Source organism: Flavobacterium sp. PS2, assembly GCF_046250155.1.
Lineage (GTDB): Bacteria > Bacteroidota > Bacteroidia > Flavobacteriales > Flavobacteriaceae > Flavobacterium.
This window is the reverse complement of record NZ_CP176426.1, coordinates 4,744,439-4,756,869: the sequence shown is the minus strand read 5'-3', so window position 1 is coordinate 4,756,869 and position 12,431 is coordinate 4,744,439. Positions and strand designations below refer to the sequence as shown.

The following is a 12,431-nucleotide window of genomic DNA, read 5'->3' as shown; positions in this document are numbered from 1 at the left end:
TTTATACAAACTTCTTGAGTTGCAATTTCAAATCTACGATATACGTATTATTATCATCCTGAATATCTAATTTATATTCTTTACCATAAATTAAATTCAAACGTTCGATGGTATTCTTCAACCCTATTTTGGTCGAAATAACATTTGTTTTTTTAGTTGGAATAGAATTTATCACATGAAGATGCAACAACCCATTTTCGACCGTGATAAAAATACGAACAAAACAGTTCTCTATTGCACAAGCTCCGTGTTTAAAAGCATTTTCTATAAAAGCAATCAATAACATTGGCGAAACTTTATAAGCATTCTCATTATCAATCTTGCAATCATAAGTAATATCACAACGATACCCTACTCTTTCCTTTTCTAACTGGATGTAACTATTAATAAACGAAAGTTCCTCCTCTAGCGATACACATTGTTTGTTATTACTCTCAAGCTGATAACGCATTAATTGCGACACTTTCATGATTAAATCGGGTGTACGATCTGGGAATTCAAGACTAATTCCGTACAACGTATTAAATGTATTGAATAAAAAATGAGGATTTAATTGTCCTTTAAGAGCATTTAGCTGCATTTGATTGAACAACAACGTTTCGTCTGTTTGTTTTTTATGGATTCTGTAGAATTTAAAAACAATTATCGGACTCAAAATACATACTAATGTTCCTAAAACACTTGCCAGTTGATAGGCATAACTTCGTTGATGTGAGTTTTGGTACAAACGACATTTATTAAACATATCCAATGTCGTTATTTCATATAAAACTATCGAAAACAACAATACTCCAAGGAGTGTGAGGAATATGTATGTTAATGGTCTTTGATCCTTAAATAAAATAGGAAGAATAAAAAAACGGTTAAACTGGGCATGCATGTATAAAACCAAGTAAAAAAAAACGCCCATGGATATAGATGCTAAAGAACTAAATAACATCCAATCATTTTTTAACGTGTAGATTGTAAACGAAAAGGCTATAACAGCAATTTCTTGCCACCATTTGTTATCCAATATCTTGTTAAACTTCTTATTCATTTTTAATACTTAAATAGTTTACAAATTAACCACATTTTTTTAGTTTTTAAGATCAATAAATGACCAATTCAATTCGTCATTTTTTATCGCATTACATCATTTAAGAACTGTTATTTCGGCACAAGTAAAATATTTTTGTTTCATAATTTCTTATTTAGAGTTTTATGTATTTCAAAAAAATTGCCTTATTATTTTTATTGTTTTCCGTTTCGGCAAGCTTTGCCCAAACACTATCATTAAAAGATGCTATTAAAACAGGTCTTGAAAATTATGGTAGTGTCAAAGCAAAAAGCAATTATGCTAATGCCTCCAAAGAAACGCTAAAGCAAGCAAATCGGGATTATTTACCCAATTTAAACTTATCTGCACAACAAGATTATGGAACCATAAATGGGCAGAATGGTGCCTTATATGGTTTTAATGGTTTAGGAACTGCCTCTTCTGGTCCTGCATTGCCAGAACAAAACTGGAACGCTTCGTTTGGAGCATTATATCTGGTTAACATGAATTGGGATTTTTTTACTTTCGGGAAAATCAAACAAAAAATCAATCTTGCCAAAGTCGAAGTTCAAAGTCGTGAGAATGATTTACAACAAGAAAAATTTCAGCAAGAAATTAAAATCTCTGCGGCATATCTTAATTTGCTGGCAAGCCAACGTTTATTAATTTCTCAGCAAAAGAACTTAACACGTGCCGTAGTTTTTAAGAACACTGCCGTGGCAAGAGTAAAAAACGGATTACTTGCCGGAGTAGATTCGACATTGGCTACAGCCGAAGTTTCCCGTGCTAAAATCGCATTGAATCAAGCTAAAGATTTTGTAAAAGAACAAAACAGCAAACTCGTTATTTTAATGGGAGTTCCTACTCAGGATTTTATTCCAGATACTTTATTTGTGAGTCAGATTCCGAAAGAAATGATACAACCTACAGAATCTAATGATAGTTTGCATCCAGTACTTCAATACTACAAAAGCAAAATTGATTACAGCAATCAACAGGTTAAATTATACAAAAGAAGTTATTACCCAACAATGAGTATGTTTGGTGTTTTACAAACCAGAGCATCAGGGTTTAACTCCGATTATGTTACAGACCAAACTTCTTTTAACCGAAATTATATCGATGGTATTAGCCCCGACCGAACCAATTATCTGGTAGGAGTTGGAATTACCTGGAATCTTACTACGCCTTTTAGAACAAGCAAACAAGTAAGTGCTCAAAAATTTATTTCGCAAGGTTTACAAGATGAATACAACCAGATTGATACCGAGCTTAAAGCACAATTAAATCTTGCCGACGCAAAAATTAAAATCACGATGGATAATTATGTCGAAGCCCCTATTCAGGTTAAAGCTGCTGCTCAGGCGTACTTACAGAAATCGACTTTATACAAAAACGGATTAACGACATTAACCGATATTACCCAAACACTATATACGCTAAATCGTGCCGAAATAGACCGTGATATTGTCAATAATAATGTTTGGCAATCTTTCTTACTCAAGGCTGCTGCCACAGGTAATTTTGACTTATTTATAAATGAATTTTAATTATAGATCCTAATGAATTTAATACGTTTTGCACTTCGCAAACCCATTTCCATACTGGTTATGGTTGCAGGTTTATTCTTCTTCGGAATTGGTGCTATTAAGGATATCAAGGTAGATATTCTTCCGAAAATGAATTTACCGGTTATTTATATTGCACATCCCTTTGGTGGTTATACACCAGACCAGATGGAAGCTTATTTTGCCAAAAATTATGTAAATATTCTACCTTTTGCCAATGGAGTAAAATCGGTAGAAACTAAGAATATTCAAGGGTTAATGATTATGAAATTAACCTATTATGAAAACACAAATATGGCTCAGGCTGCTGCCGAATTGAGTTCATTATCGAATAGAATTCAAGCGGCATTTCCTCCCGGAACGCAACCACCATTTATCATACGTTTTGATGCTTCGTCTTTGCCTATTGGGCAATTGGTATTAAGCAGTAAAATACGTTCCAATAATGAGTTGCAGGATTTAGCCAATGTCTATGTTCGTGCCTCCTTTACCTCTATTCCTGGTTTATTATCTCCGGCACCCTTTGGCGGAAGCCCAAGAACAATCGAGGTAAATGTAGATCCCGATTTGTTGCGTTCGCATAATATGACACCCGACCAGATTGTTGAAGCCATTCGTGTAAACAACCAAACGGCTCCATCAGGAAACGTGCGTATGGGCGACAAAAACTATATTACGCCAACCAATAACACGATTAAAGAAGTTAAAGATTTTGAGAACATTCCGTTGTTTAAAGGAAGCGTTCAGAACTTAAAATTAGGCGATGTTGCCACTGTAAAAGATGGTGCCGATATTACGGCTGGTTATGCCTTGGTAAACGGAAAACGTTCGGTTTATATAAGTATTGCCAAAGCGGGAGATGCTTCGACTTGGGATGTGGTTCAGAAATTAAAATCAGAACTGCCAAAAATACAAAGTACACTTCCCGAAGATGTAAAATTATCTTATGAATTTGACCAATCGGTTTATGTAATCAATTCGGTTAAAAGTTTAATTACCGAAGGAATCATCGGAGCTGTATTAACCGGATTAATGGTTTTACTTTTCCTTGGTGATAAACGTGCGGCTTTAATCGTAATCTTGACAATTCCTATTTCGATTATCTCGGGTGTTTTATTCCTGAAATTATTCGGACAAACCATCAACTTAATGTCTTTAAGCGGATTGGCTCTTGCTATAGGAATTCTGGTAGATGAAAGTACCGTTACGATCGAAAATATTCACCAGCATCTCGACATGGGAAAACCCAAGGCACTCGCCATTTGGGATGCCTGTCAAGAAATTGCGTTACCTAAATTATTGATTCTTCTTTGTATTCTTGCCGTATTTGCTCCCGCATTTACCATGGTCGGAATTCCGGGAGCCTTGTTCTTACCGTTGGCATTAGCAATTGGATTCTCGATGGTTATTTCGTTTTTGCTATCACAAACTTTTGTGCCTGTAATGGCAAACTGGTTAATGAAAGCACATCCTGTTCACGCACACGCACCGGGCATTACCGATGATGAAGCTGAATTTAATGATTGCGGATTAACTCCTGAGTCAGAGAAAGATTTGATTACTCAGAAAAAACAAATGGTCGAAAGAGACGATTTTAATAATGATGGAAAAATAAGTCATTTTGAGAAATTCAGAATCCGATTTATGAAAACATTAAACCGTTTGTTTCCGCATAAAAAAGGAGTTACCCTCGCCTATCTATTCGGAATCACTTTCTTAGCAATATTACTGATTACGTTTATCGGGAAAGATGTTTTCCCAAAAGTAAACTCAAGCCAGTTCCAACTAAGAATGCGTGCTCCCGACGGAACTCGTTTGGAACGTACCGAAGAAAAAGCAATTTTAGTACTGAAAGAATTAAATAAAATGGTTGGTAAGGAACATATCGGAATTTCATCTGTATATGTAGGACAGCATCCATCGTTGTTCTCTATAAACCCTATTTATTTATTCATGGCAGGCTCTCATGAAGCGGTTTTTCAGGTAAGTTTAAAAGACTATCATGCCGACATGGATGAGTTTAAAGATGAGTTTAGAAACAGGCTTAAAAAAATCCTTCCAGATGTAAAAGTCTCTTTTGAACCAATCGAACTTACTGATAAAGTATTGAGCCAAGGTTCTCCTACTCCTATCGAGGTACGAATTGCCGGAAAAGACAAAAAACGAAATGAGCTTTATGCTAACCAAATAGTCGAGAAACTAAAGAGAATATCCTATTTCCGAGATGTACAAATTGGGCAACCCATACATTATCCAGCAATGAATATTGATATTGACAGAACTCGTGCTGCCGAATTAGGCGTTGATATGAATGATATCTCACGTTCTCTGGTAGCTTCAACCTCATCGTCAAGATATACGGAGAAAAATACATGGGTCGACGAAAAAGCTGGATTATCCTATAGCGTTCAGGTACAAGTGCCGCTAAACAACATGAAAAGCAAAACCGATATTGGCGAAATTCCAGTATTAAAAAATTCGCTTCGTCCTGTTTTAAGCGATGTTGCCAAAATTACACCGGGATTTGTGAGTGGAGAAAATGACAACTTAGGTGCTATGCCTTACATTACAGTTACAGCCAACATTAGCCAAACCGATTTGGGTACGGCAGTAAAAGATGTAGATGCAACTATAAATTCATTAGGAGAGTTACCACGCGGATTATTCATAAGCCCAATTGGTATGAGTAAAGTATTAGTAGAAACACTAAGCAGTTTACAAGTAGGTTTATTGGTTGCAATTTTCGTGATATTTTTAATGTTGGCGGCAAATTTCCAATCTTTCAAGGTTTCGTTAGTAATCTTAACAACAGTTCCCGCAGTAGTTCTAGGAGCTTTATTAATGCTTACGATTACAGGCTCAACATTAAACTTACAATCGTATATGGGAATCATTATGTCGGTTGGGGTTTCTATCGCCAATGCCGTTTTATTGGTTACCAATGCCGAACAATTACGCAAACACAATGGCAATGCATTAGAGTCGGCTCGTGAAGCTGCAGCATTGCGTCTTCGTCCTATTATCATGACCTCTGTGGCGATGATTGCAGGAATGTTACCTATGGCAATAGGTCATGGCGAAGGTGGCGATCAGGTATCACCATTAGGACGTGCAGTTATCGGCGGATTATTCTTTTCGACCTTTACAGTACTACTTATTTTGCCATTAATTTTTGCGTGGGCACAAGAAAAAGCAACCACACAATCAGTTTCTTTAGATCCAGAAGACGAAGAAAGTATTCATTATATATCCTCATTAAATCCAAAAAATGAAAAATAAAATATTACAAGCAACCATGCTATTTTTAGTAGCAATAAGTTTATTAAGCAGCTGTAATTCGGGCAAGAAAGAAGAAGCTGTTGCCGAAATCGAGCCGAAAACTGAAACGTTTCTTTTGCAAAAAGAGAAGCTAACAACCGAGCTAAGAATGCCAGCAGAATTATCTGGTTTCCAACAAGTAGATTTATATGCAAAAGTGAGCAGCTTTGTAAAATTACTTAAAGTAGATATTGGCTCGAAAGTAACCAAAGGACAACTTTTGATAGTATTAGAAGCACCCGAAATTAGTTCGCAACTTGCAGCTGCCGAATCGAGATTAAAATCGATGGAAGCGATTTACAATACAAGCAAAAGCACGTACAATCGTCTTTACGAAACCAGTAAAGTCGAAGGAACAATCTCCAAAAACGACTTGGAAATGGCAAACGGAAAAAAGAATTCTGACTATGCACAATACCAAGCAGCCGTGGCTTCGCATAAAGAAGTGGCAATTATGAGAGGTTATCTGGAAATTCGTGCGCCTTTTAACGGAATTGTAACCGCAAGAAATGTCAATTTAGGCGCTTATGTTGGTCCATCAGGAAAAGGATCTGATTTGCCGTTATTGACAATCCAGGAACAAACAAAATTGCGTCTTGCCGTATCTATCCCTGAGCTATATACAGGATATTTAAAACAAGGAGACGAAATGAGTTTTAATGTAAAATCATCGCCAGATACTTTTAAAGCCAAAATACAACGTATGTCTGGAGCATTAGATTTAAAACTACGTTCAGAACGTGTAGAGATGGACGTAAACAATACAAGCGGAGATTTATTACCAGGAATGGTAGCCGAAGTTTTGCTTCCGCTAAATGCAAAAGACAGCACATTTGTAGCGCCAAAAACTGCCGTTGTAAGTTCTGCCGAAGGTGTTTATGTTATAAAAGTAGTAAACCATAAAGCAACAAGAATCAACGTGAAAAAAGGAAGAGAAATCGATGATAAAATCGAAATCTTTGGAGGTTTAAATGCCAATGATAAACTGATAAAACTTGCCAGCGAAGAAATAAAAGAAGGTGATACTGTAAACGAATAACCACCGTTTAGCTTTCTTTTTTATTAAATTACCCAAAGAACTGTACGCAATTATTAATTCCCGCATTTAAGAATCTGAAAGGATTTAAAAATGCATATTAAAAATTGCCCTAAAGGACGATGCTTATAAAGTATCGTCCTTTTTTTGTGGTGTAGAAATAATCTCGTAAAGGCGCAGAGTCGCAAAGTTTTATTCTAAAAGCCTGAATTGCCTCCTGCTTTAGCTGGAGGGATTTTATATAGCAAGAACCAAGGCTTTAGTCGAACATGTACATTTTGGCTAAAGCTTTTTTTATTATTCTATCATAAACCTCCAGCTAAAGCAGGAGGCAATTCAAAAAAACTATTGAAACTTTTCATTTTTTTAGGAGCTAATCCTGCTATCATTCCAATCTTTTTTATTGAGAAAAACAATAAAAAAGGATTTTCCCTTCTATCAGGGCTACAAACCTGACTGTGTAGATATACGCAACAATAGCGCGGATTTTCAATCCGTGTCCACAACAATAAAACCTAACTTTTTCTTTAATACAACTTTGCGGGCAAGGATTTCAAATCTACTATCTAGTCTAAATAAGAAATTTCATTCGATTAAATAAACAGGTATATATACTTGATTGTTAGAGATTCGTAATTGGTATTTTTGAAAAATATGATTAAATTTTATAAAGTAAGGTTTTCCGTAAAATTATAATAAATCAAAAAATTAGATTTGATTTATTATAATTTTTAATAAGGACATTACAAATTAGGCATTAAATAAAACAACTAAACTTTTGATTTATGAATAGAGCAAGAATTATTAGTACTAACGAGATTGTTATGGCTGAAACTTTACTGAAACTTTATCCAAATTATAAAGAACTTGAGTTTATTTGTATTGACGAAAAATGTTCTGTGCCAATGGCACCAAGTTGCATAAAAAAAAGAGAACTTAGAAAACCCCATTTTAAAAAATATAGAAATAAAGAACACATAGAAACTTGCGAATATGCAACTTTAAATGAACTATATCAAAAAGGGAAAGGTGGAAAATTAAATAAAACACAAATTAATAAAATTGGTTATCCCTCAGTTTTTAATTTGAATGAAAATGATGGTGAAGCAGAAGAAAAAAAAACATCTCAAGCAAGAAATAATGACGATGAAGGAGTTACTGGTCGTGGAGGAATAACAAAAGTATATGAATTTGATGGTGAAAATCTCAAATTTGATAGAAAAAACAGAGTTCAAAGCATCGATAGAATTGTAGATTGGTATTTAGGATTTCCGTATAATAGAGATGTTGAAATAGAAATAAATGGTAAAAAAATCCCATACCGATTTTTTTTCAAACGTATAGAAAGTCATACAGAGCCATCAAGTTTGCAAAATGATCGAATATTTTATGGCAGGATTATGCTATCAGAAAAAAATAAAAATATTTTCGATAAATATTCCGATAACGTTTTTTTTACTCTACTTGGATTTAAAAATAAATCAGATAACATAATATACAATTATTCAATAAAAATTGATAAAAAGGCAATATCTAAACATGTTTTATCAAGGTTGAAGAATAAATACAACACATTATTTAATGAAGCAATTATAGATTTTAAAAATGACATAAATGACATAAATATAGGATTATATGTTTTTGTATATGGATCAATTGATGAGAATAATGATACTATATTGAATGTAAAACAACATCATATAACGTTTAGATACGATGAAGTTAGAAAAACAATGAATGAAGTTTAATAATTTTCCAGTTTTCTGAAGTCATCCTAAAAAAAGGAATATTATGAAACTTTGCGAGAGAAAGTCAGATCCTTATTATGAATATTCAAAAAGCTAAAATTAAATAAAAAAAATATTTTCCAATATATTTTTTTTTCATAAAAAACCTTTTGACCTTTACATATAATCTTAAAATGAAATTTATGAACTATACTATTAACGATTTTACAGTAGGTGATTCTGTTTTTTTTAATCATCCAAGTATTACTAACTATGATCTTTATTGGAAAGTAATTAGTATTGATATTCAAAATCAAAAGTTAGAACTAAAAGTAAACGAAAATGGAGAAAATGATCACCAATGGATTGATCTGAAATACATTTATCGTAAAGAATTTTAATTTTTAGTAGCTCATTCATGCAAAAAAATGAGCTGCTTTTTTTGTCTCGTTCTTATAAGTCTTACATTTAGCATAAAAATATTCTTAAAATTCATGTGCTGCACTAAACCCAGTTCTCCGAAGTTTTCTTAAAAAAGAAAATATCATCATAATTTATGCGTCTCTGCTCTGTACGAAGTCTCCCGACTTAGTACAGGTACACATTGCTATAATCCATTTCTACTTTATCCAAATCTCCTTTTGTTTTTAAAACATATTGTTCTAATATTGTTGTCAGAAAATCCAGTAGCTTCACTAGACAAACACTTGCTCTAAAAATACAATAACCAATTATATATGAAACAATTTAAAACAATACTTATTCTTTTAAGTTTCTTTTTATTTAATTGTGGAAACTCAGAGAAAAAGAAAGTTGACAATCAAAAAATCAATAAGATGATAGAATCTAATTTACTAAATCAAGTTAAACTTGCTATTAATCCTAAATTTCAGGATTGGGTTTTGTTTAAAAATGGAACATACATAATATTTGACAACGCAGACTCAATTCCGAATTTAGAAAATGAAGCTATGAAATTAATGAAAGAATTTGGTCCCGTTCATGTTGGAGGCTCGGCAGGAGATTTTGGTGTAACACACTTAAATAAAACTGAAGGATGGGTTGTTTCAGGACATGGATACGGAATGTATACTTACGTAAATCCAAAAGAATTAAAACCAGAAAAACCAAATGATGTAGAAATTGGTTTATTTGGGCGCAATAAAAGAGATTTAGACGGCAAAAATCCAATTATCGTACACATTAATCGAAAGATCAAATAAGTATCTTATACTATTAACCACACTTTTCAAAGTCTTTACAACAACGAAAATATCATTTGAAATTGTGCGCTGTGCATTCTATGATAAAAATATAATCAATGACAAAAATTAAAATAGCAATATTACTAATACTTTCCATCATCATCACTGGGTTTAAAGCTGAAAATAATAGTATTGAAGGTTTGAGTATTAAATTCAAGAAGGTTTCTGAAGACTATATGAGACCTGGTGATCCAATACCTTTAATGCCACGAATACCAATAGAAGCTGCAGAAGGGATGAAATTTGTCAAATTAAAACTTACTTTGAAAAACGAAGGTGAAAAAGATTGCATTTTTGATTTTGCAGAAGTATACATTTCGTCTGAACAAGATACTTTATATAGATTCTTAAAATTTCAAGCCTATTTTACAGATACAAAAACGAAAATCAAACCCAAAAAAGAAATTGATAGAATTGTATTATTTGAGTTTCCTGATAAATCCACACCTAAAGAACTATTTATTGAAGATAAGAGGTACAAAATTATTGAGGATAAATAAAATTAAATGACCTATTAAATCCCCTCTGTGAACCCGAGCGTCTCGCTCATGAACGCAAAGAATGGCAATAATTAAAATAAAAAAACTAGTAATAGTTTACCAAAAAAAACTTAAAGAGCCAATATTCGTTTTGTTAAATTTAGATTGCGTTCACGAGCGAGACCCTCTCGTCAGCTGAGATTGCGGGAATCACATCTTAAATTTTTTTTCTAGATAATTCAACAATCTTTCTTTCTCCCAATAAATTATTTATATAGGAACTTTCTAAAGTATATTTATTTTTACTTCCTCTATTATTTATTTTTAGAGTATTATTATTTCCCATATTTAGAGTTATACTCTTTTCGTTAGCTTTAATTAGCTTTAATTTTAAATTCTTTTCCTCTAAATAGCTGAATAAATAAAAACTTAGAGAATCTTTACTCAGTTTTATGTTAATTGTAGCCCAACCTCTCGGATCTGCCGATTCGTCTTTCATTCTCAAAAATGAACCTTTATAGTTTCCAAACCATTTACTTAAACTCTCACCAGAGTCTATCTTATTAGCAGCATCTAAATTTTTATCTACTCTTTTTATATTTAGATATTTATCATTTAGAATACTCGCAATTACAAAATCTCCTTTCTCATTTTTCTCTAATAAAAAATCTACATTAATCTTTTTTTCATTTTCATCATCAAATAAAAAAAAACTTACTCTAAATTCATTTTTATTTTTTAAAGGTTTTATCTCTAATGTATTTTTAATCGCATTGTGGCTATAATCTTGTCCTTTTATAAATGGATCGTAATCTAAAATAAGATTCTCTCCATTTCTTAAACTATCTATTCTTTCTAAAATAGTTGTTGAAACAAATTTTCTTTTAAGATCTTTATCATTAATTACTCCATCATCTAAATAACATGAATAATAGAAATCCTTTAACATATTAGCCCCAAAATCATTGCTATCAATTATTAAAGTATCTCTATTTTTTATGCTTTCGTTAATTGATGGTGTGTGTTTTTTGCATGCTGCAAAACATAAAAATAATATTATAATTTTTCTCATTTAATTTATCTTTTCGCTTTCTATTTCTATATTCTTTTCAAATGTATTACTCTTTTCATTCCAATATTTTATTATAGGAGATTGTATATAAAATTTATTATTTCGTTTGATAATCTTTAATAAATAATCTCCTTCCGATAATGATTCAACATAAGAGACATCATATGGTGACTTTTTAAATTTTTCTGATTTTATATATAAGAATAGTTCATTACCATGCCTATCTACAATACATTCAATCTCACATGCAGGTAAGTCATCTTGATACAAAATACAAGTGTTTTTTTCTATTTTAATATGATAGCTTTTATAGCTTTGTTCAAAATTTCCATTATCAAAATTGTAATTACCTTGCCACAAGTTTAAATCTGTTTTTTGAGAATTTATTTTATCCCAATTTTTAGTTTTTAGTTTTTCATATAATTCATCATCTTCTGTTCCTATTCCAGATATAAAAGATGTTCTGTACTTATTATTTTTGCAAAAATAAAGGAACGTGATATTTTTATCATTTGTTAAGTAAAAATAGGAACCACCATTGATTTTTAGCTCATACTTTTGCTTTCCTACAATCATATCAGCCGTTATCCAAATCGGAAAATCTGATGAAGTATAATGAAGTGCTCGAGAATCTCCTTCTCCTCCATCCCCTAATTCTCCTGATTTTAAAATCTCTTTTATTTGAGATCCATCAAGTATTTTCCACTCTTTACATAAATTATAGTCGTAAATATTTCTTTCTTGTGCTTCATCACAATTTTTTGAAATATTTTCTATAAGTGTATCTTGTTTTTTTAAGATTGAATATTCTTTATTTGAAATGTCCTTTGATAAGGAAGTATTTTTTTTACTCTCTTTACAAGAAATCATTAAACATAGTATTGGTAATAAAATTATTTTTTTCATAATTAATAGCAACATTACTTT

The 12,431-nt window shown here is 32.1% G+C and carries 10 protein-coding genes; 7 read left to right on the top strand and 3 right to left on the bottom strand.

Annotated features, from left to right (window positions below; genetic code table 11):
* Position 1 precedes the first annotated feature (1 nt).
* Complete coding sequence (locus tag ACJ6WR_RS20595; RefSeq protein ID WP_039115800.1) at positions 2-1,039, bottom strand: sensor histidine kinase; 1,038 nt, start codon at positions 1,037-1,039, stop codon at positions 2-4.
* 164 nt (positions 1,040-1,203) lie between these two features.
* Here ACJ6WR_RS20595 and ACJ6WR_RS20590 point away from each other — a divergent pair, with 164 nt between their 5' ends.
* The 7 genes from ACJ6WR_RS20590 (at position 1,204) to ACJ6WR_RS20560 (ending at position 10,453) form a co-directional block, all read left to right on the top strand.
* The gene (locus ACJ6WR_RS20590) at positions 1,204-2,589 is read left to right on the top strand and encodes a TolC family protein (RefSeq protein ID WP_039115801.1); all 1,386 of its coding nucleotides are present in this window, start codon (positions 1,204-1,206) and stop codon (positions 2,587-2,589) included.
* 12 nt (positions 2,590-2,601) lie between these two features.
* Positions 2,602-5,886, top strand: a complete 3,285-nt coding sequence (locus ACJ6WR_RS20585; RefSeq protein ID WP_409416338.1) for an efflux RND transporter permease subunit — start codon at positions 2,602-2,604, stop codon at positions 5,884-5,886.
* Positions 5,876-6,964: an efflux RND transporter periplasmic adaptor subunit gene (locus ACJ6WR_RS20580; RefSeq protein WP_409416337.1), complete on the top strand. Its 1,089-nt coding sequence runs from the start codon at positions 5,876-5,878 to the stop codon at positions 6,962-6,964. Before ACJ6WR_RS20585 ends, ACJ6WR_RS20580 begins: the two co-directional genes overlap by 11 nt.
* Before the next feature lie 782 nt (positions 6,965-7,746).
* Positions 7,747-8,709, top strand: a complete 963-nt coding sequence (locus tag ACJ6WR_RS20575; RefSeq protein WP_409416336.1) for a hypothetical protein — start codon at positions 7,747-7,749, stop codon at positions 8,707-8,709.
* A 182-nt stretch (positions 8,710-8,891) separates the two neighbouring features.
* Positions 8,892-9,089 carry a hypothetical protein gene (locus tag ACJ6WR_RS20570; protein WP_409416335.1) on the top strand — a complete coding sequence of 66 codons (198 nt, stop codon included), beginning with the start codon at positions 8,892-8,894 and terminating at the stop codon, positions 9,087-9,089.
* 336 nt (positions 9,090-9,425) lie between these two features.
* Entirely contained in the window at positions 9,426-9,911 is a 486-nt protein-coding gene (locus ACJ6WR_RS20565; protein WP_409416334.1) for a hypothetical protein, read from the top strand.
* 98 nt (positions 9,912-10,009) lie between these two features.
* Complete coding sequence (locus ACJ6WR_RS20560; RefSeq protein WP_409416333.1) at positions 10,010-10,453, top strand: hypothetical protein; 444 nt, start codon at positions 10,010-10,012, stop codon at positions 10,451-10,453.
* Positions 10,454-10,649: 196 nt separating this feature from the next.
* Here the strand turns inward: ACJ6WR_RS20560 and ACJ6WR_RS20555 are convergent, their stop codons facing one another.
* A complete protein-coding gene (locus ACJ6WR_RS20555) occupies positions 10,650-11,504 on the bottom strand; it encodes a DUF3828 domain-containing protein (RefSeq protein ID WP_409416332.1) in 855 nt (284 codons plus the stop codon).
* Positions 11,505-12,410, bottom strand: coding sequence for a hypothetical protein (locus ACJ6WR_RS20550; protein WP_409416331.1), 906 nt, complete (start codon positions 12,408-12,410; stop codon positions 11,505-11,507).
* Positions 12,411-12,431: the final 21 nt, after the last annotated feature.

Excerpts from the sequence above, each read along its gene's own strand:
- ACJ6WR_RS20575 (WP_409416336.1), top strand. The coding sequence starts at position 7,747 with ATGAATAGAGCAAGAATTATTAGTACTAACGAGATTGTTATGGCTGAA.
- ACJ6WR_RS20560 (WP_409416333.1), top strand. The coding sequence starts at position 10,010 with ATGACAAAAATTAAAATAGCAATATTACTAATACTTTCCATCATCATC.
- ACJ6WR_RS20595 (WP_039115800.1), bottom strand. The coding sequence starts at position 1,039 with ATGAATAAGAAGTTTAACAAGATATTGGATAACAAATGGTGGCAAGAA.
- ACJ6WR_RS20555 (WP_409416332.1), bottom strand. The coding sequence starts at position 11,504 with ATGAGAAAAATTATAATATTATTTTTATGTTTTGCAGCATGCAAAAAA.
- ACJ6WR_RS20570 (WP_409416335.1), top strand. The coding sequence starts at position 8,892 with ATGAACTATACTATTAACGATTTTACAGTAGGTGATTCTGTTTTTTTT.
- ACJ6WR_RS20590 (WP_039115801.1), top strand. The coding sequence starts at position 1,204 with ATGTATTTCAAAAAAATTGCCTTATTATTTTTATTGTTTTCCGTTTCG.
- ACJ6WR_RS20565 (WP_409416334.1), top strand. The coding sequence starts at position 9,426 with ATGAAACAATTTAAAACAATACTTATTCTTTTAAGTTTCTTTTTATTT.
- ACJ6WR_RS20550 (WP_409416331.1), bottom strand. The coding sequence starts at position 12,410 with ATGAAAAAAATAATTTTATTACCAATACTATGTTTAATGATTTCTTGT.
- ACJ6WR_RS20585 (WP_409416338.1), top strand. The coding sequence starts at position 2,602 with ATGAATTTAATACGTTTTGCACTTCGCAAACCCATTTCCATACTGGTT.
- ACJ6WR_RS20580 (WP_409416337.1), top strand. The coding sequence starts at position 5,876 with ATGAAAAATAAAATATTACAAGCAACCATGCTATTTTTAGTAGCAATA.